Origin of the sequence: Parasporobacterium paucivorans DSM 15970 (genome assembly GCF_900141895.1) — a bacterium.
In the GTDB taxonomy this organism is placed as follows: domain Bacteria; phylum Bacillota; class Clostridia; order Lachnospirales; family Lachnospiraceae; genus Parasporobacterium; species Parasporobacterium paucivorans.
Genome location: NZ_FQYT01000007.1, coordinates 58,160 through 82,248, shown reverse-complemented (window position 1 = coordinate 82,248; position 24,089 = coordinate 58,160). Strand labels below are relative to the sequence as shown.

Below are 24,089 nucleotides of genomic sequence, written 5' to 3'. Positions count from 1 at the left end.
TTCTCTACAGCTATTCTGCCTCTTCTTACTGCGAGTCGAATTTCTGATATCCAAATTTAATCTTTATATATTTATACTCCTAAGTCCCTTACCTCGACCCTTTTCTCCCAAGCACTACCCAAACCGTCTGCACCAATATCCTAATATCCACCCCAATATTCCACCCCACAATTACTCCGTATCCAGCCTCACGACCTCTTCAAAGTCCGTAATATCACTTCTTCCACTGACCTGCCACATCCCCGTCAGCCCCGGCCTCGTCGCCAGCCTCTTCCTATGATGCAGCTTATAATGCTCGAACTCATCCACCGTGGGAGGCCTGGTTCCTACAAGGCTCATATCTCCCTTCGAGACATTTCAAAATTGGTACTGTTCATCGACGCTTATCTTATGGATAAAATTTCGTACTCTTGTGATTTTTGGATCATTCTTTATTTTGAAAGAATCTGAAGAAGATTGGACTGCCATGCGAATCATCAATAAAATTGCAATAGCGTAATAAAACTCCTAACGCCTACGAGCCACATCCCCGTCAGCCCCGGCCTCGTCGCCAGCCTCTTCCAATGATGCAGCTCGTACTGTTCATATTCATCTCCACCCTAGCCCCTACCGGACTCCTATCAACTTTGCACAACCCCTGATACACGCTGCACTCCCACCCCTATTATCAAAAACAACAGCTTTCTACCGTTCTTTTCTTATAGAAGATTTAGTCCTGAATAACTTCTCGTTACCAAAGTTTTGCGGAATTTCGATATATGATTTTATTCACTTCTCCATGAATCGGGGATTGTCTTACCCCGACCCCCGCCTCCTTAAAACCACCAAAACCGTCTTCCACAGAATCTTTATGTCTAGGCTCAGAGTCCAGTTCTCGATATATTCATTGTCCAGCCGCACCACCTCTTCAAAGTCCGTGATGTCACTCCGGCCGCTGACCTGCCACATACCTGTCAGACCCGGCCTGGCTGCCAGGCGGCTTTTATGGTGGAGTTCGTATTTCTTGTATTCGTCCATTGTAGGGGGTCTGGTTCCCACCAGTTCCATATCGCCCAGTAGGATGTTGATGCTCTGTGGCAGCTCGTCGAGACTGGTGGCACGCAGGAATCGGCCGATGGGAGTGATCCTTGGGTCATTGTCCATTTTGAACATATGGCCCTGCATCTTGTTATGCTCCATCAGGTCCTTCTTGCGTTCCTCGGCATCCATGTACATGGAGCGGAACTTATACATCCTAAAGGGCCGACCGTTTCTTCCCACCCTGGTCTGGGAAAAGAAGATGGGACCCGGAGACTGCATATATATGGGGGGCGCGAAGATGACGAAGGCTATCCCCATTCCCAGAAGGCCCGCCGCCCCTCCCAAGAGGCTGATGATTCTCTTCAATGCAAGCTGCCTGGAGGTGACTGTATTGATGCTGGTAGTTATGACCGTCAGGTCGTTGATTTTTTGTACTTCCGCATTGGGAAGCTCTGCTGCGATATGGCCTATGTGCAGATGTACGGCGATGCCCATCTGCAGGCACCTGCGAGTGATTTCACCAGCTACTTTCGGACTTTCGAGGTTAAGCAGCACCTCATCGACCACATGTGTACGGATAAACTCCATCATAGTATCCAAATTCGCCAATACAGGCACGCCGGATATGTGCTGTCCAGCCATGTCCTCGTCGAAAACAATGAGTCCCTTTAGATTTAGTGTGCTATATTTGTTGGCCTGCAGCTTTTCGATGCAGTCTTCTGCCTGGGCCTTGTTCGAGAGGAGCAGAAGCTGCTGCTGATTCTTCTTATCCTTTGTTTTGGCGCGGAGAATACGTTTTAGGTAGAGTCGGACGCCGTACATCATAAAACAGTCAATAACACCGAAAAGGATGAAAACGATTCTTGAATAGGCGCTGGAAATCTGCATGATGAATATATATCCGAATATACAGCCCAGCAGAATAGCATTATAATGGATGACCTTCTTAAATTCGCTCAGACAGCCTCGCTTTAAGATACCAGAATACATTTCGGAAAAGAAAGTGATAATAAAGTGAAAGAAAATCAAAAGGAAAGCCATTCTCATATAAAAAGGATTCCCATAGGGCTGTATGACCCCATAGCGCAGCAGATAAGCCAACTGAAAAGATATTTGCAGGCATACTAAGTCCAGTATTATAAAATCCAGATGTTTTACCCAACTGCTCCCAATCCTTTTATACATTTTTGACTTCCCCCTAGTTTACAGTTAAGATAACTTTTTCTTCATTGGACCGGTTCCCCTCCGAATCCACAATATAATATGTCAACGTATACTCACCAGGTATGTTCACGTTATATTGTCCCGCAATTTGGATATTTCTCCAAGCATCGTCCACATCGTCCACAGCGCTTTCAACATAATCAATGGCATTAAATCCTTCACCCGCATTTATGCTTACCTGGTTTGTGTTTAATGTAATAACTGGCACCTCCCCTACTGTCTCTGCTATGGTTGTTTCGGCAATGACTGTTTTGGCTGTAGCCGTTTCCTCCACCACGCTCTCTTCCTCAGCTTCCGTATTATAAGCTATTACTCTGTCTTTTTTCGATATGTTGTTTTTTGAATCCCTTGCAGCATAGATTATGCTAATTCTCTTCCCATCGGATAACGGAGTCATAGATTCAATAATCAGGCTCTCTGAAACGTCCCCGTCCCTCTCGTCATGGGCACGGACGTCTGCCAGCAATATGTCCGCCCCCTGTTCCTCGTGCCAGGATGTAACTTGGTTTCCAAATTTTATGGTAGGGGCTTCCTTGTCATCCATCCGGCTGACTCCCAGATATAAGATCACTAGCGTAACTGCAAATATGGAAACGGCGATTATTCTGCTTTTCATGGCTAATGCTTTCCGCCAGAGGCATGTTCGTTGTGTCCGTAATATTTCCCATAATACCGGCCATAGTTTCCATTTTTTGACATATCTGCCTTATTGATTACTGCTCCCAGTATGCGGCAACCTGTCTTTTCCAGCTGCGCCTTGACGGACTGGGCGAATTTGTAGCTGATTTCACCTGAAGACACCACAAGAATCATACCGTCGCAGACATTGGCAACAACTGCTGCATCAATGACCAATCCCAATGGTGAGTTGTCCACAATGACATAATCATAATCCCTGCGAAGATTTTGCAAAAGCTCCTTAAAGCGGGTCGTTGCCAGAAGTTCTGAAGGATCGGGCGGGACAGGTCCTGAGAATACCATGTAAAGGTTATTTATATTCGTCTGGTAGACGGGTTCTTCTTTGGTGATTCCCGAAAGGTAATGGGTCAGACCAGAAACTGCCTTATTAATCCGAAAGCGGCCGATAGTAACTGACTTCCTTAGATCCGCATCCACATAAACCGTTCTCTTTCCTGCAACAGCCATAGATAAGGCCAAATTGAATGCCAGACTGCTTTTCCCTTCATTTGCAATACAGCTGGTGATACCAATGACCTTGACGTCTGCGCCGGAGAACTGGATATTGGTCCTCAGTTTCTTGAAAGCTTCATTGGCAAAATAGTCCAGCTTGACAAGTTTATTCATAGTGATGGTTTCCATATGTCCTCTTTCCATGCTGCCGCATTATTTCCTGCTATTTATTTTTGATTTTTTCTTCCTGGTTTTCTTTTTCTTTTCATTCTCTTCCATATTTGTCTGGATCGGGATGATACCCAAAACAGAAAGTCCCAGATATTTCTCAATGTCATCACTGCTCTTGATGGTGTCATCCAGAAAATACCTCAGGAATATAACTGCACAGGCAAGAAGGATTCCCGCAATCCCTCCAATTGCCATATTCCTCCTCGTATTTGGTGAGGCCGAAGCCGTGGGAACAAAAGCTTCTTCCACCAGGTTTACCTGGTCGATGCTCATGACCTTCATAATCTGCCCCGACGCCGCATTCCTGACATAATCCGCTATTTCCTTTGTTTTATAAGGATCGGTGTATTCTACGGTTATATTCATGATTCTAGTGTTCGTGGGATTTGTAACGCTGATGATAGCGGCAAGTTCCTCCACACTCATGTCCAGATCCAATTCCGCAATGACCTGTTCCATGACAGGACGGCTCACAATCAGCTCCATATAATCCTGAGTCAGCTGGCTTCCGGTCTGAAGGTCATTATATGTAATCGCTGTTCCAGACTCCTGCTTATTCAAAATATAGATTTTGGTGGTGGATTCATAGGTTGGTGTCAGAGCAAAATTGCTTATAAGAAAAGCAATCAGCACACAGGCAACTCCTGCAATAATTATAATCCAAATTTTTCTGTACAAAAGGCCGAACAGTTCTCGCAAGTCAATCTCAATTTCGTCGTCTTTTTTAATCGCTGGTTCCATGTTTGGTTTCTCCCGTGGTTTCTATTTTTAAATGTATTCATTCTTCAGTATTTTTCCAGGATTTTCGATCAGCAGCTGACGTACTGTGTCATCCCCATATTTCTTTTCCAATATACGTGCACATTCCCTCAAGTGTGGTTTTCTTGCCTCACTTCTGTGGGCATCTGTGGCAATAATGTGTATTTCACCATTTTTCAGCAACTTCTTAACAATTCGCTTTTCAGTTCTTCCCATTTCACCAGTTATGCTGGCGGCATCTACCTGGATGTAAACACCCATTTCAATCAGGCCTCTCACCGAGGTGCTTTTTTCAAAAAGTGATCCATATCTTTCCACGTGGGCCAAAATAGGAATATACCCTGCAAACAGAAGTTCTTGCAGACCGGCGAAGATATCTGCGCTTGTTTCGGATTCGGAAAACTCTGTCAGAACATAACGAGTCCCAGCCAACGTGGCCAGTTCCATTTCATCCAACAGACGGATTGTTTCATGGCTGTAGCGGATTTCACATCCTGAGTATATCTCCATATCAGGCATAGTTTCCCGTATGGCTTCTCTCAACATGAATACACTTTCCTCGATGCGTGCCCTCCTGTTGCTTCTAAAACGGCTTTCGTGAAAATGCGGTGTTGCAATGATAACCCGTATTCCCTCTTTATAGGCCGTATGAAGCATCTCCCTGGATTCGTCCAGGTTTCGTGCGCCGTCATCCAGTTCCGGCAGTATGTGGCTGTGAATATCTATAAACCCGTCCATTGTCGTCTCTCCCCTGATTCCGATCCCCAAAAAACCAAAAAAAGGACAGCCTTTCATCATGTTCGAAAACATGCCTGAATGTGCTGTCTTTTCATCTGTTTTTATCTATCTTATGCTCTGTCATATCAGTCGGCTCCCATTTTTTCACTACTACGATGATACCGTATTGATGTATGAAAGTCAACGTAAATAAGGCTTTTTGTATGATTTGTATTGCATTTGCGGTATACCAGCAGGGCGGTTGAGAAATTGTCTTAAACGATACAGTCCGTACAGACTGCCTCTTTCCGCATGAACCTATAGATACGCATAAAACTTCACATCCTCCTCAGCCATATGACCGACGACCACCTCATCCAGCAGAAAGGAGAAGATCTCGGAGGATTTGAGCATGCCTTTTTTGTAGGACTCCCTTATGTCTTCAGCCTTTGAAGTCAGGTCCTCGTGAATCTCCTTATGTTCCAGACAGCCGGCAAAACCGGCTTCTTTCTGAATTTCTTCCTCGTACTCGAAGTGCAGGACGATGTGCTCAATCATTTCATCCAGCTTGCTGCTGACCTCCGTCTGGTCCGCATTCGAGAAGGAAAGGGTGATGAGGTCGTTGCCCAGCTTCACCAGATGGCGGTGCTGCTCATCGATTTTCTCATGTCCGCTCTCCCACTCCCGGTTCCACTTCACATGGGCAAAGGCCACCGATATCCGGTCCTCCGTTCCGAAGGCTTCCACGCGGTTGCGGCCCCTTCTTTTGGCCATGTAGAGAGCTTCATCCACCCGGTCATACAGGCTCAGGACGGACTCGTTCGGCTTCCTCTGGGCGACGCCGAAGCTGGCCGAGTATCTCCCTGCAACCGGATGGGGCGACTCATCCAGGGCCTTTCGGATATTTTCCGCCGTATCCACGGCATCTTCGAGACCCATCCCGGGCAGGAATATCAGAAACTCCTCACCCCCCAGCCTGGCAGGAATATCCGCATCCCGGAGATTGTCCATGATGATTTTCGCCGTTTTCTTGAGCACATCGTCTCCGACAGGATGCCCGAAGATGTCGTTGATCTTCTTGAAGTGGTCCAGATCCATCATGATGACGGAATCTGAATCATTCGTGCGCTCGATTTCCTTCTCCATGGTCGCCTCCAGAAAGAGCCTGTTGCGCAGACCTGTCAGCGGATCGATCGTGGAGAGCCTGCGGATCGTCTCCTCGGCTTCCCGGCGGTTTCTGATTTCCCTGAATGCAATGACCAGCAGAAGGAAGACAACCAGAATGGGGATGGTAAACAGAAATCCCCAGGCATAGACCTGGCGTGCGGGGACCGAATACAGAAGCATCAAAGGCGTCTCTTCGAAGTCTGCCTTATACACAAACCAGCTTCCCGCCTTGACGACGGTGCCGCTTTCGATTGCCTCTATCTTATCCATGGTGTTCTTCCGGATTCCCATCTGCTGTGCAAGACTCGAAATCCCGTCCTCATCTCCACCGGACCCATTGGAGGCGATGACGGTATAGGCGCTGTCTAAAACATACCCGTCATAGACGCTGCCCAGCATTTTCCCCAGTTCTCCAGTCGTAAAATCAAGGGATACAGCCCCCATGAACTCGCTTCTGCAATAAAGAGGGCTCGACAGGGTGATCATCCTTCCTTTTCCCGCCTCATCCATATATACGGGCGTCCATACCATCCTGCGGGAAGGGTTGTTCGCCGGCGTGACCAACCTGTAGAAATCTGTGGACAGGAGGCGGTCCGAATACTTGAATTCCTCTGAGGATACCCACGGATAGATGCTGACGTATCCGCTCTTGCGGTGTAATAGATCCAGGCGAGGTTGGGCAGCCTGTCATAATATTCGTAGAAGAATTTATTGTAATGCAGGACCATGTCCAGCTCTGCCTTCTCATTTCCGGCGGTGGGAATGCTTTTCAACCCGGTCAGGTTCCCCATGCTGTCCTTAAACCTGGTCCCCCGCAAAGCATCCATGGTGTAGGAGCCGGTTTTTTCATCGAAGACGAGGTAATCGTATATAGGGGCATCCCCATCGACGATGCCGCGTTCCAGGAAGTCATTGCCGAATATGGTCAACGTTTCAATGAAATTGCGGCTCATCATGAGGACCCTGCCGATTGCGGCCTGCTGTGTTCTGCTTTCGTTCTCGAATTCCCGGATGCTGTAGGTACATCCGAAAAGATAGGTGGCAATAACTGCTATGACTCCAACAGCCAGTATAAAATATTCCTTGAATCTTCTCATCGTGAAGTTTCCATTTCTCCCGTATTTTGTCCTGCAATTAGTAAATTTGACTGTTTGACTTTCCATGTCGATATGTCTATAATTAAAACATAATATTTGATTTTCCACAATACTATGAGGAGGTACAATCAATGTTAACGAAGAGACAGAATTTATTGGAAACAATCAGGGGAGGAAGTCCCGATCGCTTTGTCAAACAGTATGAATTTCTCAACTTTATCATGGAAGCGCCTATGGATATCGCCATAACGGCACCCGGCACAGAGAAAAAGACCGGGTGGGGCATCACCATCCGGTGGACGGAAGGCCAGATCGGTTCCTTCCCGGTGCATGATAAGGAACATATAGTATTGCCGGATATCAGCAGGTGGAAGGAATTCGTAAAAGCCCCTTCCCCAAAATATTCCGAAGAAGAATGGGAGGCAGCCATCCTGCACGCAAACTCCGTGGACCGCAAGGAAGAATATGTCACCGCATTCTTCGCGCCGGGCCTGTTCGAGCAGACACACTACCTGATGGGTATGGAAAATGCTCTGGCTGCCTATTATGAAGATCCGGAGGCCATGCATGAGCTTATCGATTATATCACGGAATATGAGCTGGCCTATGCCAAGGAAGTGACCTCGCACATCCACCCGGATGCCCTCTTCCACCACGATGACTGGGGCAGCCAGCGGGCTTCCTTCATCTCCCCGGAGATGTTCAATGAGTTCTTTCTGCCTTCCTACAAGAAGATTTACCAGTTCTACAGGGACAACGGCGTAGATCTGATTGTTCATCACTGCGACAGCTACGCGGCTAATCTGGTGCCTGCCATGATTGAAATGGGCGTGGATATCTGGCAGGGCGTAATGACCACAAACAATACGCCGGAGCTGATCAAAAAATACGGAGGACAGATCTCCTTCATGGGCGACATCGACAGCGGCGTAATCGACTTCCCGGGATGGACCCGCGAAATCATTGCCAAGAATGTAGAAGAAGCCTGCAGAAGAAACGGAAAACTGTACTTCATTCCAAGTGCAAGCCAGGGCCTGAACATCAGCTCATTCCCGGGTGTGTACGAAACCACCGATGAAGAAATCGACCGGGTGAACAGGGAAATCTTCCCGACCCTCTAGGCTGACCTGAGAGCAGCTGCCGACGCATACGCGTCTGCAGCTGCTTTTTTTAGCGTTCCCGCCGGTCGATTTGTTCCCGCGTGTTGCGTATGAATTCCTCCAGAACCCTGATCCGGGCATATTTCTTGTCCTGTCCCGAAAGGATGATCCAGGGCGCATGATCTGTATCTGTGCGGACAAGCATTTCATTCATGGCCTCCAGGTAGCTGTCCCATTTCTCCCTGTTCCTCCAGTCCTCCTCTGTAATCTTGTACATCTTGTCGGCTGCTATCTGCCGTTCCGTGAATCGTTTGAGCTGTTCCTCCTTATCGATGTACAGGAAGAATTTCTGGACGATGGCTCCGGCATGATGCATCTGCTTTTCAAAGCCGTTGATTTCCTCATAGGCCGCATCCCATCTCCTGACGCTCGTATATCCTTCAATCCTCTCCACCAGAACCCTGCCATACCAGCTGCGGTCGAATATGGCCAGATTTCCCAACCGGGGCAGCCGTTTATTGAAGCGCCACAGATAATGGTACTGCCTCTCCATTTCATTGGGGGCGGAAATTGGAATAACCTTGTAGCTTCTGGGATCCATCATGCGGGTAAGCCTTTTCACCGCGCCGCCTTTGCCTGCCGCGTCCATGCCCTCAAAGACCACAACGCAGGGAATCTTTTTGGTGTACAGTTCATACAATAATTCAGAGGCTTCTTTCTGCAGCTTTTCCAGCCTTTTCTCATACTCTTCTTCCTGCACCGCCTGATTCAGGCTGATCTTGTCCAGAGGCTTCTGCTCCGGCTCATATCTGCGTTCATATGCGGATTGGTCTGCTCTATGCCTGACAATGCGCTCTATGCCTTCCTTGATGGCGCCTATAGCGGTACCCATCACCTCCCGGGAAGCGGCGTCCTTATCTTGCGCGGAGACCACATGCCAGGGACTGAAGGAAAAATCGGAGAGCCGGAGAATCCTGTCAAAATGCCCCAGATAAGCCTCGTAATTTTTATTCTGTATTTTATCCCTGTCCGTAACCAGGAAGGAACGGTTCTTGTCTGACAGGAGCTCCTCGATCCTTTTCCGCTGGGTCTTTTCTTTTATGTGCAGGAAGAATTTCAGGACGATCATTTCATCGTTATAGAGGTCTTCCTCGATCCTCCCGATTTCAATCATGTCCTTTCTCAGGTCTTTGGAAACCGCTTTCAGGTTATTCATATCGCTGTAATAAAAGCTTCTTTCAAAGACGACCATATTCCCCCGCGGCGGAATCTTGTCCAGAAAGCGCCACAGGAAGGGCCTGGAGGCCTCCTCCTTTGAGGGATCCCGGAAAACGTTTACCTCAAAGGTCCTGGGGTCCAGCTCCCGGGTAAGTTCCTTGATCACATGCCCTTTTCCGGAGGATTCCCATCCGTCCACCATGATCAGTACTGGAATATCCAGATTCTTGACCTCTCTCTGGAGTCGGGCAAGCTCGATGCAGAGTTCGGATTTGTCTGCTTTCTCAAATTGAAAGGCAGGATTTTTGAAATCATAGTCTATAATCATTCTTTTCCTCCTTTGATTACCACATAGTATTTCTTCGATTATATCATCTAGTATTTCTTCGATTATATCATCGCAATCCACTAAATACAAACAGAGAGGAGGCCATAAAGGCTTCCTCTCCTATCCGAAAAATTATATCAAATTATTTCCATGGCAGCCATATAGCCGCCGCGGACTGCGTCTCCGACTTTTCCGACAGCCCCGCAGTCTCCGATGGCCTTTACAGGAATTTCTCCTGCCGCTTTCCTGATCTGCTCCACCGTCTGGGCATTCGGGGTCATTCCCATGGAGAATACCATTGTATCGGCTTCCACGAATTCTTCTCTGCCGTCCCGGAGCACTTTCACTCCCGAGTCCGTAAACCCAAGACATTTGGTCTTCAGCATCTGGTGCACGCTGCGCTTGTCCAGCTCATCCATCAGGGCATTCCTGTAATAGCCGAAGGTCTCGTTCGCCATGGCATCCTGCATCTCAATTACCGTGACGTCACAGCCTTTGTCTGCCAGGAAAAGCCCTACCTCGCAGCCCACCATGCCGCCGCCGGCCATAACGACCTTTTTGCCAATCTCATCCTGCCGGGAGTAGATATCCAGGGCATTGATGGCCTTTTCAATTCCCGGTATCGGCGGAACGAGCGGTCTGGATCCCACTGCAGCGATGATTACGTCCGGCTGCAGCTCCTGGATCAGTTCTGCCGTTGCTGACCTGTTCATCCGAATCTGGGCGCCTGATTTTTGCGTCTCGCGGATCAGAAGGTTCTTGAAGTTGCGCAGATCCACCTTGTCTTCATCTGTGTCCGTGAAATTGATGATGCCGCCCAGACGTCCGGTTTTCTCAACCAGAGTCACCCTGTGCCCTCTCTGGACTGCTGTGATTGCCGCCTGCATGCCGCCCGGTCCGCCTCCGACAATAAGTACGTTCCGGCTTCCCTGCGGTGCCGGCATGCGGTCCTCGTAATATCCGAATCCGCTGTTGGGGTTGATGGAGCAGCTTCCCATAGAGGCCGGGTTATATAGCTTGGCAACCTGTTCCGGCGTATACCCCTTTTCTGTCAGGGGCTTGTCCGTCGGATGCTCGCAGAAACCGGGATAGCATTGGAAGCAGCGTACGCAGCGCCGGATGGTGTCTTCTTCGCCCTTCAGCGCTTTGTTCGGGAAGGCTGGATCTGCAAATCCCTGCCGGCCTACTTCCACAAAATCCGCCTTGCCGCTGGCAATGATTTCCTCTGCCTGCTCCGGCGCGTTGATGCCGCCGATGACGGCAACCAGGGACTTTTTGACCGCTTTCTTGATTTTCTCGGCGTGGCCGACATTGACTCCGTGCACGTCGAATATATCTGAAAAGGTATTGGTCCTGTTTCCGGCATATTTGGAGCCGTTTGAAACCTGGATGATGTCCACCTTTCCGTCAATCAGCTTGCAGAATTCCACCGTATCGTCTATGGTCATGCCGCCTTCGAGGCCGTCTTCTGCGCTGAAACGCAGTTCCATGATCATCTCCTCGCCAATCGCTTCCCGGACTGCGTCCAGAATCATCATAGGGAAACGGGCCCGATTTTCGATGCTTCCTCCGAACTCGTCCGTCCTGTGGTTCTGCAACGGGGACATGAACTGCTGGAAAAGGAATCCGTGTCCGCCATGGATGAGAATGCCGTTGAACCCGCATGCCTTGGCAAAGAGGGCAATCCGTACGAAATCGTCGGTGATTTTCTGCATCATCGGCTTATCGATGGCCTTTACCTTGACCCCGTCGTACCGGACGAAAGCATCCGGTCCCACCGGTGAATAGGGAGGCTGGGCGACCGCATCCACGCCCTCATGGCAGAACTCCAGATAGGCGATGGCGCCATGCTTCTTGATCCGGTCCGCGTATTCTTTCATTTTATCAAAATCAGAACCTTCATACCTGCCAAAATCTACCGGCCTGTCCATGAAAAGGCATCTGGCTTCTTCGGAATTCACGCCGATTTCTCCGGTCGACACAGCGGCAAATCCGCCTTTCGCCCGGTTTTCGACCATCCTGTAAACATTTTCCGCTATCTCCGGGATGAAGTACACGGCATGGGCAAACAGCGTGGGTGCGGCAATGAGCCTGTTTTTGTAGGTATATCCCCTGACCTGGACAGGGCTGAATACATTTGGAAATTTTGTCGACATATAAATCACACTCCTTTTATTGAATACTACTAGCATTATATACAATAAAAGGATGGATTGCTTCGTCTATCTATTCAAAATATCCAATCTCAGAGGCGCATCTTATTGAACTTTTGTCTGATTTATATTAATCAAACAGTTCTTTTGCCTTAGTGTAATTGAATACCGGGCCCTCCAGACATACGTATGTCTCGTTGATCTTGCAGTGTCCGCATTTGCCCACTGCACAGGACATCTTTCTTTCAAAGGATACCCATATCTTTGCTTCGTCCACGCCATTGGCCATGCATTCCTTTGCGGCAAAGTGCATCATGACCGGCGGGCCTACAATAACGACGTTATAATCTTCGAAGGATTCAAAGGGTATCTTCCTGATGTGCTCCGTGACCATTCCTCGTTCATACCCGTCCGCTTCGGAGTTGTCCAGGGTGCAGATTGTCTGGAAACGGCCTTTGAACTTTTCTCTTTCCTCATTGAACAGGACGCAGTCGATATCCTTAAACCCGGCGATGTGGTACACGGATTTGCAGATTTCAGGATGGTCATAGAAATGATTCAGGAGCGTCTTTACCGGAGCCATGCCAGTTCCGCCGGTGATTACCACCAGATCCTTATTCTCGAATCTCTCCACAGGGAACGCATTTCCATAGGGTCCCCTCATAAACAGCATATCTCCCGGTCTCAGCCCGAAGATCCCGTCCGTAAGCTTTCCGACCTTACGGATGGTGAATTCCACGAAATCCTCCCCTTTTCCGCTTACCGAAATAGGGGCTTCGCCAACCTTTGGTATCGAGAGCTGGAAAAACTGCCCGTGCCTGGTCTCGGCGTCACACTGTACCCGGAAGGTGAATTCCGCCTTCGTCTCCTTGATTATCTTCAAAATCCTGTGAGGTTCCGGCATCATTATATTTTCCATTATTCACGCACCTCCTTCGCCGTGTCTTCTTTCATTTTATCCAGTTCATCGCATAATCCATTTACCGTGTCGTAGAAGGAAATGTCCTGTGGACAGCGCATGTCGCACCGGCCGCAGCCGACACACATCTGCTCTTCTCCTCCGAACCGGGCATGGTAGTCGTAGAATTTGTGCAGAACCTTGAACCGCATGTTTGCTCCGTTGGTTTTTCGGGCCCGGCTTCCGCCCGCCGTCTCCGTAAAGTTCTCCAGCATGCAGGAGGACCAGACTCTCTTGCGTTCCCCTTCCTGGCTGCCTTCTTTATAGATGATGTCCACCGTATCGAAGCAGCTGCAGGTACCGCATACTGTATTGCATCCGCCGCAGCCTATGCATCGTTCATCGAACTGTTCCCAGAACTTCAGCTCGCTTGCCTTGCGGAGAGTTTCCCGGTTGGTGATTTCCGGTATCCTTACTTTTTTCTCGTTTTCCGCAATGAATTCGGGAGTGAACTCTCTGTCCTCTTCCTCCAGAAAGTAGCTTGCAAGGTCTTTATCTTTGATTTCCACCAGCAGTCCATCTTCTTCGAACCGGACCGCCAGGCTGTAATTATTGGTTTTGTTGGTTCCCATGGAGACGCAGAAGCAATCCTCCCATCCGGTAAGGCATTCCAGCATGGCGATCTTCACCTTCTTGCGGAGCCTTTTGTAGTAGAGGTCTTCCTTTCCCCCGTTATTCAGAAATATGGTGTCCAGACGGTTCATTCCGTTTATGTCGCAGGGACGGGCAAACACCAGGATATCCCTTTCATCTTTGACGGCGCTTTCCAACACTTCTTCTTCCGTGAAATAGAGCATGGTCTGGGAAACCGGATAATAGGCCTCTTTTGGGGAAAAATCGGATTGTTCGTCCATTTCGATTTCGCGTATAGATTCTATCTTTGCATAACGGATCAGATTCGCATGCTTCATGCCGCCTCCCTTGAATCTCTTGGGAGCGTAGATGACATATTTTTCCTTCAGCTGCTCAAAAACCGCATCCATTCTGTCATTGCTGACAAAGCAGCTTCTTCTGCTTTCCAGAATATTTTCAGCGGATTCCCGCAGACTGTCCAGTATTTCCTGGTCCAGCTTCAAAAAGCCGCTGGTGATCTTTGCCACCGCCTTATAGAAGACCGTATCGGAATAGTTGTAGACGTCTTCGCAGAAGGAAGGTCCCCACTTCAGCAGATGCTGCTCGAGGAATTCCTGCTGATCCTGCAGATTCTTCAGCAGATTCCGGGTTTGCTTGGCTTCCCTGCACAGGTAGGCCATGTATTCCAGCTCACAGGCGATATGGTCTTCCATGAAATCGGGCGGCACATCTTCCAGGGCAAGGCCTTTAGTGGCGTAGATATTTGAGACCTGTTCCCAGGCTTCCTGCAGAATGATCCTTTTTCTGCTGGTGTACACGGATTCGTAAGGAAAAGCTGCCATACCCTGGGAGGCCCCTGCCGACAGGAACACCTTGGCGAAATCCACTGCCAGATCCTCCTCTGCATTCTCGCCGGTGGTTTCAAAGTATTCCTGCAGCAGACGGTACCCTTCCGTCAGCTCGGGATTCATGCCGTCTGTCGGAAAGACCATATCTTTCATGTTGTCGAGGAGTTTCTGATCGACTTCTTTTTTGTATATGCGGCAGAGCAGGTTATACAGATTCTCCCTGCCTGTCATCATTGTCAGAACTTCTGATTTTACATCCATTTATATGTTCCTCCCTTTCTGCGGTGAGCATTCGTTCGGAAGCACATCCAGCCATTTGGCTTTTCTCAGGATATACCGGGTGGATGGTCCGTTCCCGAAATCACGCAGGGTATGAATATTTTCGCTTTTCTCCGCCTTCAGCGCCCTGGACACGTCGCTGTCGGGATCCTCGATGTCCCCGAATATCAGGGCGCTTCCCGGACAGTTTTTCACGCAGGCCGGTTTTTCCCCGATGGCCCGAAGCTGGACGCACATGGTGCATTTGTCCATGACATGAAGCTCCTTGTTATAGGTATTCACATCATAGGGGCAGGCTTTTTTGCACGCCATGCAGGAGATGCATTTATCCGGATCGATGAGGATCACTCCATCCTCTGCGTTTTTGTAGCAGGCACCGGTCGGGCAAACCTCTGCGCAGGGCGGGTTCTCGCACTCCTGGCACATGGTCGGCAGGAAATACAGTTCCAGATCCGGATAGGTTCCGGTCGGCCCTACGACATTTACAGAATTCCTGTATGAACCGAGGGCAATTTCATTTTCCAGTTTGCATGCGACCTGGCATCCCTTGCACCGAATGCAACGGTCCACATCCACAACAAATATATTTTTTGCCATTATCTTATCTCCTCCGTGTAATCCACCGGTTTCGGAAGCCAAGCCTTGAAATCTTCCGGCTTCAGCCATACTCCTTCCGGCGGGGAATCCGCTTTGCTCACCTTGACAAGGAAACCGCGCAGGGTATACGTTCCGACCACATCATTGTAGGGAGCGTCTGATTTGGAAAGCACATTCACGTTCATTTCCTTCCAGCCGTGGGTCTCGGTATTCAGTGTTTCAGGGTTCCAGAAACGTTCCATGTATACGACGCCTGGATTGATTCCTTCCGTAACATATGCAAGCGCCCGAATTTTTCCGCGCTTGGATTCAATCCATACCCAGTCCTTATCGGCGATTCCGTATTTTTCGGCGGCCTGTGTATGGAGCCAGATTTCAGGCGCAGGATACAGCTCCCGCAGCCATGGCACGTTTCGCAGCGTATTATGATGGAAGAAAGGAAGCCTTCCGTTCGTCATGACCAGTGGAAACTCCTCGGCCAGCTCGCTTCCCTCCAGCGGGCTTTCAAACGGCTCCATGTAGTAAGGCAGAGGATCGTAATCCTTGGAGGCAGGCGGCAGCGGATACTCGCTGAAAGGCTGTCCGGTCCGGCCAAGAGGTATCAGGCTTTCAAGATAAATCTCCAGTTTTTTCGACGGTGTATCGAATCCCGTCGGCTTGTTCGTCTTGGGATCCATCTTGCGGTAGATATAATACTCCCGCCATTCGTCTTTTGTCATATATTCAAAGGGTGCCTTCCGGGCAAATTCTTTCCAGGTCATGCCCAGTCTTCCCGTGAAATGATCCATCAGTTCTTCCATGGTGTCCCAGTAAGCGAGGTCTTTTCCCATGAATTCGGGATCCATGGCCTTCTTGCAGTTTTCGTGGCCCAGATCCGCGCAGCGTTTTGCCAGCTTGGACCAGAACAGGGTTTCATCCATGGTTTCCCAGAGATGGGTAACCTGCTGCCTGGCAACCAGGGTATTGCAGGTCTCCACGATCATGTTGGTCTCCAGCCACTCTTCGGCTGGAAGAAGGAGATCAGCATATGCGGAAAAGGAAGTCGCATACATATACATATGGACTATGAAATCCATTTTCCCCATGGCTTTGACCCACTCGGACGTGTTGGCAAGCGCTCCCAGCTTGTTCCCGGACCGGTCGATCCAGATCTTTGGCTGATAAGGCTCCCCTGTCAGCATGGCGTCCAGGATGCTTGCCGGATGGGCGGCGTACCAGAGGTGAAGTCCCTTGTATTCCGTGCCTCCCAGGCGCTTTTTGAGCTGCTCCCGGGGAAGCATTCTGGATGCGATTGGAACGATATAATTAGGCATATCGAACACGCCGCTGGTATTGAAGCGCTGCAGAAGGGTTCCCGGCTTTTCCACGTTTCCAAGAAGCAGATCGATGGTCGCGGCGGCCATGGCTGCCTGCATTGAGTTGGGGTTATGGTCCGTGGCCACGCCCAGGGCCAGGCCGCTTGGGGTGTTCTGGGCAAACAGAAGTATGGCTTCTTCAATCTTGTCCGCATCCAGCCAGCAGTTTTTGGCGGCAGTTTCGATCGTGAACGGCTCCGCGCGCTCTTTGAGCAGCTGAAATCCTGTTTTGTATTCTCTTCCGTCTATGGTAAAGGTGCCTTCCAGCTCCGGTTCCAGATCGTCGTTCCACGGATATTCCAGAGGCTGGGCGGAATTTGTCTTCCTGTCCCAGACGGTGAATGTATCCGGCTCTTCCGGATTCTGGCTCTCCCGGGCACGAAGGAGCATATTCGTCTTCACGTCAACCAGATAGGGGAGATTCGTCCATTTCAGGACAAAGTCCTCATCATACAGCTTGTTCTCGATAATATACCGGATCCAGCACAGCATCAGTGCCACATCCGTTCCAGGTCGGATGGGCAGCCAGACATCGGCCTTTGCGGCATCCGGAGTAAACCGGGGGTCTATGACGACAGTCTTGACGCCTTTTGCACGCAGGTCGACAACTGCTCCGCCGCCGCTTGCAGGGCAGGAGTAGGACGGATCGGTGCCCCAGAGCACCAGCGTCTTGATAGGGGTGTCTTCAGGAAAATAAAGTTCCAGACAGTTAGAGTCGGCGATGCTGGAGTCAGATCCTCCGTACATCATGGTGTACGCCAGCACTCGGGGAAGATAGCATTGGGCGCATCCGGGCTCGAACCAGTTGGGCGTTCCGAATACATTGCAGAATCTGGCAATGCTCCAGATCTCGGGGTTTCCTCCTCCGCCGGTGGAGCACACGACGCTTTCTGCTCCGAATTCCTCCCGGGCATCCATCAGTCTCCGGGCAATCATTTCCAGGGCATCATCCCAGGTTATGCGCCTCCACTTGTTCTCCCCTCTTTTGCCGGCCCGCAGCATCGGATACTTGGTACGGTTCGGATGATATAGCGCCTGAATGCCCGACAATCCTTTGCCGCACATTCTGCCCTTGCTCATGGGATCCTCGGGATTTCCCTCCAGCTTGATGACACGTCCGTTTTTGACGGTCGCGATTACGCCGCAGTTGGCGATGCACGCCCTGCAGCAGGTCTTTATTTTTTTCTCGGCCGTATCTCTTTCCATCTTTGGCTTCGTGCTCTTAACCAGATCATGGATATCGCCAACCGCCGGCGAAGTCCTCATGATACTGATGGCACTCAGGTAATCTTTATTTGACATATTTTTTCCTTGCATTTTTCACCCTCCAAAACAAAATTCCTTTTATATTTATGTGGTATTTCGTTGACATTTATCTGGTATACCAATTGTATTCCATTTTAAAGTGAAAATCAAGTTCATTTTTCTACATCAGAATATTTTAATAATTTTTCCTTCTTTCATACATTTTCGGCACCCCTCGGATACCTGGTCACGAAACGGATATTGCTGTTTCGCTGCCAACATAGGCATTGAATAATTCAAATAATTCCTTGTCTGTTTTTTTGACGGAAACGATGCCGCCTTTGCCGTCCAGGAAGCAGTGCCTGCTTTCGCCTGTTGCCCTGATTTCCCCGGTAACGGCATCGGTGACTTTATAGGAAAAGATGAAGGTGATTCCATTGAATTCCTTTACCTTTGCAAGGATATAAACGGAATTTGGAAATTTCGTCATGGATTTGAAGTCACAGCTGACCGAAACGACAGGGCATTGGAATCCTTCCTCTTCCATCACGTCATATCCCTTCCCCATCTGTTCCATGTAGTCGACTCTGGCTTCTTCAAACCACCGGATATAGTTCGAATGGTGCACCACCCCCATCTGGTCTGTCTCGTAATACTGTACTTTATGCAAATATGCTTTCATTCTCATGTCTATTCTTATTTTCCCTTCAGGTATTTATATCTCAAACAAATAATGTTCAACTAGCTCAACCAGCATGTCTACTGCAATCTTGTTTTCCCCTCCATGGGGCACTATAATATCGGCAAACCTTTTGGACGGCTCCACAAAGGCTTCATGCATCGGCTTGACCGTGCCCAGATACCGTTTAACGGTTGCATCGTAGGTGCTTCCTCGTTCTTTTATGTCTCTCTCCAGCCGGCGTATCAGGCGGATGTCCGCGTCCGCATCCACAAAGATCTTGATATCCAGAATGGGGCGTATCTCTTCGATGGCCAGCACAAGAATGCCCTCCAGAACGACAACCATTCTGGGAGTCATGGCTCTGGTCTCTTCGGTTCTGCTGTGTATTTTAAAATCGTAAACCGGAGCTTCTACAGATAATCCCTGTCGCAGCTGATTTAAATGGCTCAGCAGCAATTCCGTATCAAATGAGTTCGGATGGTCCAGATTCAGCTCCGCCCTTTCTGTAAGAGTCAGGTTGGAAAAATCCTTATAATACCAGTCCTGGGACAGATAGTTTACGCTTTCAGTACCGAACCGGTCCGCAATGGAGCGTGCGACCGTCGTCTTTCCGGCGCCGGATCCTCCGGCAATCCCAATGATTATCATTATTTCACCCCCCGTGTGGCTGTTCTGGATTTAAAAAACCAGAGCAGACGCCGTTTGTATGGCATCTGCTCTGGTTTTTGGATAATACCCCTTCTTAAACCCTCTCAAAAACAGTTCTCTCCCATGATTTATTGCTAAATCACATCCAGATTATACCATAAATCAGCTTATTTATGAAGTCCATTGCATCAATTGTATCTTTTCACGCACCAACTGTGGTACCGCTATACACTTTTTATACAGGCAGAGAATTTGAGTCCGGAAGCCAGCACTGGTCTTCCTCCAGTGCAAGGGCAAATATCCTGCCGATATCCTTTCTGTTCCTGGCCTGCTGGTACTTGAAGAGCATTTTCCCCTCCTCCGTTTCCCCGAGAATCCGGATTTTTCCGGATCGGTGGGACATGGTATAATCTGCGGATTTTCCAAGACCGTTTTGCTTGGCATTGGCATCGTTTACAAGCTGGCATCCCATTTTGATGGAGACCTGGAAACGGCCGCCCACTCCCCGCACGGGACGGCACTGGAATATATAATGACCCACTATGCCCCAGGATGTAAGGCTACGGAAAAGCTTTGCCAGGACGTTGCTGTCGTCGTTTACTCCTTTGAGGAGCACCGCCTGGTTCTTTACGGGGATTCCCAGCTCCTGGATAGCTTTTATGGACACTTTTGCCTTCGGAGTGCATTCGTTCGGGTGATTGAACTGGGTAATCAGATAAAGCTGCTTTCTTCTGTTATAGAAATTCAGGATATCCAGAAGTTCCGGGTCGCTGGTTATGCGACCGGGCAGCACTACCGGCATCCGGCTCCCCAGCCGTATGAAATCCAGCTGGTCCATTCTACAGAACGCCTCCAGGTACTGTACAATCTGGCTGTTGGAATTCATCAGGAAGTCTCCGCCCGTTATGAGGACGTTGTTGATCTGGGGATGGTCGGCCACGTATCCGGCCATACGGAGGATATCCCCGCCGATCTCATCCTCCTTCACGCCCACCAGTCTCTTTCTGAAACAATGCCTGCAGTACATGGCGCACTGATTATTGGAAAGGATCAGGGCCGTCTCGTTATATTTATGCTGCATTCCCGGCATCACGGTGTTCTGGGCTTCCCCGCTGGTGTCAAAGCTTCCTTCCATCTCCAGCTCGTCCAATGAAGGAATGCACATTTTTCGGATGGGATCTTCCGGATCGGACCAGTCGATGAGGGAGAGATAGTAGCGCGGCACCGACAGCGGAAAGCGCCGGGCAATCCTTTCAAGTTGTTCTTCCTGGTCCGGTGACATATTCAGTTTTTCTGAGATTTCACTCAGTTTCGTGATATTGCCGTTCAGTTCCTCCTGCCATTCCCTAATCAACTTGTTTTTCTCCTCTCCCCTCTGTTATTTTCTTATGGATATATCTCTTTTTGTATTTCAGCCCCGCATAGGTGCTGATTTTACGAATTATTCTGTAGTTTACGGCCGCGCCGATCACACCTACGACGGCAAAGCCCTGAATGAATTTAGCTGTCAGCATGGCCTCGGAAAGTATCTTAGAGGTGATGCGCATCATCCTCTCAAGGTCAAAGACAGGTTCCTCTTCCCTTTCCAGACTTGCTGCAAAACTGTCGGTCTGGTGGTTGAAGGTCCTCTGGTCCTCTCCTTTGGCCATCGCCCCGCATATGATCAAGAGGATGAAATACTTTTCTTTGTCGCTCTTGTAGTCCACGCCGTAGCTTATGGAAATTTCATAAATGGTCTTGACGATGAGACCGATCAGTACCGGTATATCCGGCAGCCCGATGCCGAAGGCACCCAGGGCGCCTCCCTCCACTACGGAAATAGATGCATTTTTTATGGCCGTAATGTTTGCATCCCGGTCCAAAGTATCCAGGGTCTTACGGCTCATCAGCTTGTCCACGGCATAATTGTTTACATCGTGCTTCAGCTCGAGTTTTCCCTTGTTGTAGGACTTTTCTATAATCTTGTCTCCATGCTCAAATACCAGCCTGAACCCGGAATAAAATGCCGCATTCAGGGTTTCCCTGATTTTTTCGGGTATCTTTGATTCAATCTTGTCCATGACCGGGGCAACTGTATCCCTGAGAAACGCGTTCTCCGCCCTGCCCAGGAAGTTTTCCTCTTTTTTGGCAATGCTGTGTAACTGTCTTTTCAACATATCCGACATGGCTGTCCTCCTGGATTCGTGAAGTGGAAAGTATATGTTCATTATACTATAATTTATCATGCAAATCGACAAAAAAAGGCCAGTCTGTAAAAAAATCAGCAGACAAGCCTAATGTTTATGAATTTACCGCGCAATCGTGTTTATTTCCCCTCAAAATATCCAGACCATGTTCTAAAGATGGAACAACCGTTAAGAGGTTTTCTTTGGCAGCCTTGGGACTTCCAGGCAGATTGACGATCAGGGTCTCTCCCCTGATTCCTGCCGCCATCCGGGACAGGATGGCCCGGTTGGTCACTTTCATGCTTTCTGCACGCATAGCCTCGGGTATGCCCGGAGTCAGCTTTTCACATACGGCAATGGTTGCTTCCGGTGTTACGTCCCTCTTGGAAAATCCGGTCCCCCCGGTGGTAACGACCAGAGCGATCTGCATTTCATCGGCGGTTTTTATCAGCTCATCTTTTATGATTTCTGCTTCATCCGGTATGATGGATGTGTACACAATCTCATAGCCGGCGGCTTTGAGGATTTCTTCCACAGCAGGTCCTGCGGTGTCTTCCCGGAGTCCGGCGCTTCCCTTATCACTTACGGTTATTACTGCAGCACTATACATAGGTTCCCCTTTCTTTGCGCCTTTTAGTATCCCTTGCCGAACCCGCAGTTCGGGAATACGCAGACGTCGCATCCAAGACAGAGTCCGCCGTGTCCGAATCCCATCAGGCTTTCTCTGGTCACTTTTTCTCCGGCTGCTATCCTCGGCAGAACCAGGTCAAATATGGTGGCTTTGGCATACATTACGCAGCCCGGCAGTCCCATGACCGGGGTGCCGTCCTCAAAATATCCCAGCAGGAACATGGCTCCCGGCAGCACGGGTGCGCCGTAGGTCACGATATCCACCCCGGTCTTTTTGATGGCGCCCGGGGTCTTATCATCCGGATCCACACTCATGCCGCCTGTGCAAAGAATCAGGTCCATGCCTTTTTCTTTCATTTCCAGGATGGAATTTACCAGCATTTCATCGTCGTCATCCACCAGCTTGTGTTCAGCAACTTCCAGGCCGTATTTCTCCAGTTTTCCTACGATTACCGGTGTGAAGGTATCCTTGATCCTTCCATGGAAGATTTCGCTTCCGGTGGTCAGCAGGCCCACTTTCATAGGTTTGAAAGGCAGAAGCGTAAGCAGAGGTTCCTTGCCCGCCAGTCTTTCGGCTTCTTCTATCTTCTCTTCTTCTATAATCAGCGGGATGATTCGGGTACCAACCAGCTTGTCTCCTTTTTTCACGGGAGTGTTGCCATGCCTGGTGGCAATGATGATCTCACCCAGTGAATTTATGGCATTGAGCCTTTCCACGTCCACCTTGAACAATCCATCACAGTCCGCAAATATCTCTATCTTTCCTTCGCTCGGTTCGGAAGCGGACATATTTTCATTGATGCAGATATCCCTCAGTCTGGGGGCCGCATCATCTTCATGCACCATTCCTTCTACCTTCTCCCACACAAAGATATTCTCTTTTCCCATTGAAAGAAGCATCGGGATGTCTTCTGCCGTGACCACATGTCCTTTTTTGAACTGCGGTCCTTTCATTTCACCTTTTACGATTCTTGTCATGTCGTGGCACAGTACGTGGCCGACACTGTCATATACGCTTATTTTCTTCATGGCACGCTCCGATTATTCTATTATTGTAATTTCATCTCCAGATTTTACTGTTCCGTCTTCTAAAACCTGGACAAAGATTCCTTCTCTGGGCATTACGCAGTCTCCGGTCGCTTTTTTGATGGCACATCCGCTGTCATGGCACTGCTTGCCGATCTGTGTCACTTCCGTCAGGGCAGAACCGATCTTCAGTCTGGTTCCTACCGGCAGCGTGAACAGCTCCATTCCTCTGGTGTTGATGTTTTCTGCGAACGCTCCGGGAGTAAGCCCCGGAATTATCTGTTTCGCCTTGTCCACGCTCTCCTCTGCCAGAAGGCTGATCTGTCTGTGCCAATTGCCTGCATGGGCATCTCCTTCAATCCCTACTTCTCTCTTCAAAACGATCTCATCGACCCTGTTTTTCCTGACGCCTTTTTTTTCACTGATATTTACGGAAGTTACTGTAGCCATTTTCTTATTCTCCTTTGTAATTATAATCGCCGCTTTTTCCGCCTGACTTCGTCAGCAGGTGGATATCGCTTATTTCAATGTCTCTCTGTATCGCTTTGCACATATCATATATGGTAAGGGCGCATGCGGAGGCCGCTGTAAGGGCTTCCATTTCCACACCCGTTTCCCCCTTGCATTTTGTGGTGCTTTCAATGTAGATGGTGCTCTTTTCGTCATCCATTTCGTAGGAAATATCCACCTTGGTCAGGGCGATGGGATGGCACATGGGTATTATATCGGGGGTCTTCTTTGCCGCCATGATTCCGGCTACCTGGGCAACCGCCAGCACGTCCCCTTTCTTCATCTTGCCTTCCCGGACAAGCTTGTATGTATTTTCGTTGAGTTTGACCGTGGCACAGGCTGTGGCTGTCCTGGTTGTGATGGCCTTGTCGGACACGTCCACCATGGTGGCTCTGCCCTCTTTATTAAAATGTGTTAATCCTTCCATA

General features: G+C 49.3%; 22 protein-coding genes and 1 pseudogene. 1 reads left to right on the top strand and 22 read right to left on the bottom strand.

Translation table 11 applies throughout. The annotated features are described in order from the left end of the window. Nucleotides 1-88: 88 nt before the first annotated feature. The 8 genes and pseudogenes from BUA79_RS12875 to BUA79_RS12350 all read right to left on the bottom strand — a co-directional run. Nucleotides 89-441: pseudogene (locus BUA79_RS12875) on the bottom strand (sugar transferase); the annotation flags it as partial. Between the two features lie 354 nt (nucleotides 442-795). Beyond that, the gene (locus BUA79_RS04425; RefSeq protein ID WP_073993152.1) at nucleotides 796-2,205 is read right to left on the bottom strand and encodes a sugar transferase; all 1,410 of its coding nucleotides are present in this window, start codon (nucleotides 2,203-2,205) and stop codon (nucleotides 796-798) included. A 13-nt stretch (nucleotides 2,206-2,218) separates the two neighbouring features. Then, nucleotides 2,219-2,860 (bottom strand): immunoglobulin-like domain-containing protein, encoded by a 642-nt coding sequence (locus BUA79_RS04420; protein WP_073993151.1) that lies wholly within the window; start codon nucleotides 2,858-2,860, stop codon nucleotides 2,219-2,221. Between the two features lie 2 nt (nucleotides 2,861-2,862). Next, nucleotides 2,863-3,564, bottom strand: coding sequence for a polysaccharide biosynthesis tyrosine autokinase (locus BUA79_RS04415; protein WP_073993185.1), 702 nt, complete (start codon nucleotides 3,562-3,564; stop codon nucleotides 2,863-2,865). 24 nt (nucleotides 3,565-3,588) lie between these two features. Beyond that, nucleotides 3,589-4,347 carry a YveK family protein gene (locus BUA79_RS04410; protein WP_073993150.1) on the bottom strand — a complete coding sequence of 253 codons (759 nt, stop codon included), beginning with the start codon at nucleotides 4,345-4,347 and terminating at the stop codon, nucleotides 3,589-3,591. A gap of 27 nt (nucleotides 4,348-4,374) precedes the next feature. Continuing rightward, nucleotides 4,375-5,163, bottom strand: coding sequence for a CpsB/CapC family capsule biosynthesis tyrosine phosphatase (locus BUA79_RS04405; protein WP_207647312.1), 789 nt, complete (start codon nucleotides 5,161-5,163; stop codon nucleotides 4,375-4,377). Between the two features lie 237 nt (nucleotides 5,164-5,400). After that, nucleotides 5,401-6,813 carry a diguanylate cyclase gene (locus BUA79_RS04400; RefSeq protein ID WP_408633822.1) on the bottom strand — a complete coding sequence of 471 codons (1,413 nt, stop codon included), beginning with the start codon at nucleotides 6,811-6,813 and terminating at the stop codon, nucleotides 5,401-5,403. Beyond that, on the bottom strand, nucleotides 6,732-7,412 hold the full coding sequence (locus BUA79_RS12350; RefSeq protein WP_207647311.1) for a hypothetical protein: 681 nt from the start codon (nucleotides 7,410-7,412) through the stop codon (nucleotides 6,732-6,734). Before BUA79_RS12350 ends, BUA79_RS04400 begins: the two co-directional genes overlap by 82 nt. 65 nt (nucleotides 7,413-7,477) lie before the next feature. Here BUA79_RS12350 and BUA79_RS04390 point away from each other — a divergent pair, with 65 nt between their 5' ends. Further along, nucleotides 7,478-8,467, top strand: coding sequence for a uroporphyrinogen decarboxylase family protein (locus BUA79_RS04390; protein ID WP_073993146.1), 990 nt, complete (start codon nucleotides 7,478-7,480; stop codon nucleotides 8,465-8,467). A gap of 49 nt (nucleotides 8,468-8,516) precedes the next feature. Here BUA79_RS04390 and BUA79_RS04385 read toward each other — a convergent pair whose 3' ends face one another. From BUA79_RS04385 to moaC, 14 genes are all read right to left on the bottom strand, one after another. Then, on the bottom strand, nucleotides 8,517-9,992 hold the full coding sequence (locus BUA79_RS04385) for a hypothetical protein (protein WP_073993145.1): 1,476 nt from the start codon (nucleotides 9,990-9,992) through the stop codon (nucleotides 8,517-8,519). Nucleotides 9,993-10,129: 137 nt separating this feature from the next. Continuing rightward, nucleotides 10,130-12,148: an oxidoreductase gene (locus BUA79_RS04380; protein ID WP_073993144.1), complete on the bottom strand. Its 2,019-nt coding sequence runs from the start codon at nucleotides 12,146-12,148 to the stop codon at nucleotides 10,130-10,132. 127 nt (nucleotides 12,149-12,275) lie between these two features. After that, nucleotides 12,276-13,064 (bottom strand): anaerobic sulfite reductase subunit AsrB, encoded by a 789-nt coding sequence (gene asrB, locus BUA79_RS04375; RefSeq protein ID WP_073993143.1) that lies wholly within the window; start codon nucleotides 13,062-13,064, stop codon nucleotides 12,276-12,278. Beyond that, on the bottom strand, nucleotides 13,064-14,785 hold the full coding sequence (gene asrA / locus BUA79_RS12200) for an anaerobic sulfite reductase subunit AsrA (protein WP_094757307.1): 1,722 nt from the start codon (nucleotides 14,783-14,785) through the stop codon (nucleotides 13,064-13,066). The genes asrB and asrA overlap by 1 nt, the downstream gene beginning before the upstream one ends. After that, complete coding sequence (locus BUA79_RS04360) at nucleotides 14,786-15,400, bottom strand: 4Fe-4S dicluster domain-containing protein (RefSeq protein WP_073993142.1); 615 nt, start codon at nucleotides 15,398-15,400, stop codon at nucleotides 14,786-14,788. It lies immediately after the preceding gene. Then, nucleotides 15,400-18,072 (bottom strand): molybdopterin-containing oxidoreductase family protein, encoded by a 2,673-nt coding sequence (locus BUA79_RS04355; protein WP_073993141.1) that lies wholly within the window; start codon nucleotides 18,070-18,072, stop codon nucleotides 15,400-15,402. Before BUA79_RS04355 ends, BUA79_RS04360 begins: the two co-directional genes overlap by 1 nt. A gap of 175 nt (nucleotides 18,073-18,247) precedes the next feature. Continuing rightward, nucleotides 18,248-18,688: an acyl-CoA thioesterase gene (locus tag BUA79_RS04350; protein WP_073993140.1), complete on the bottom strand. Its 441-nt coding sequence runs from the start codon at nucleotides 18,686-18,688 to the stop codon at nucleotides 18,248-18,250. 27 nt (nucleotides 18,689-18,715) lie between these two features. Beyond that, nucleotides 18,716-19,330 carry a uridine kinase gene (udk, locus tag BUA79_RS04345; protein WP_073993139.1) on the bottom strand — a complete coding sequence of 205 codons (615 nt, stop codon included), beginning with the start codon at nucleotides 19,328-19,330 and terminating at the stop codon, nucleotides 18,716-18,718. Between the two features lie 235 nt (nucleotides 19,331-19,565). After that, nucleotides 19,566-20,684 carry a KamA family radical SAM protein gene (locus BUA79_RS04340; RefSeq protein WP_242941638.1) on the bottom strand — a complete coding sequence of 373 codons (1,119 nt, stop codon included), beginning with the start codon at nucleotides 20,682-20,684 and terminating at the stop codon, nucleotides 19,566-19,568. After that, nucleotides 20,677-21,495 carry an EcsC family protein gene (locus BUA79_RS04335; RefSeq protein ID WP_073993138.1) on the bottom strand — a complete coding sequence of 273 codons (819 nt, stop codon included), beginning with the start codon at nucleotides 21,493-21,495 and terminating at the stop codon, nucleotides 20,677-20,679. Before BUA79_RS04335 ends, BUA79_RS04340 begins: the two co-directional genes overlap by 8 nt. A gap of 115 nt (nucleotides 21,496-21,610) precedes the next feature. Continuing rightward, nucleotides 21,611-22,105: a MogA/MoaB family molybdenum cofactor biosynthesis protein gene (locus BUA79_RS04330; protein ID WP_073993137.1), complete on the bottom strand. Its 495-nt coding sequence runs from the start codon at nucleotides 22,103-22,105 to the stop codon at nucleotides 21,611-21,613. A 23-nt stretch (nucleotides 22,106-22,128) separates the two neighbouring features. After that, nucleotides 22,129-23,154 (bottom strand): molybdopterin-binding protein, encoded by a 1,026-nt coding sequence (locus BUA79_RS04325; protein ID WP_073993136.1) that lies wholly within the window; start codon nucleotides 23,152-23,154, stop codon nucleotides 22,129-22,131. Between the two features lie 12 nt (nucleotides 23,155-23,166). Further along, nucleotides 23,167-23,601, bottom strand: coding sequence for an MOSC domain-containing protein (locus BUA79_RS04320; protein WP_073993135.1), 435 nt, complete (start codon nucleotides 23,599-23,601; stop codon nucleotides 23,167-23,169). Between the two features lie 4 nt (nucleotides 23,602-23,605). Beyond that, the gene (gene moaC, locus BUA79_RS04315) at nucleotides 23,606-24,088 is read right to left on the bottom strand and encodes a cyclic pyranopterin monophosphate synthase MoaC (RefSeq protein ID WP_073993134.1); all 483 of its coding nucleotides are present in this window, start codon (nucleotides 24,086-24,088) and stop codon (nucleotides 23,606-23,608) included. Nucleotide 24,089 lies beyond the last annotated feature (1 nt).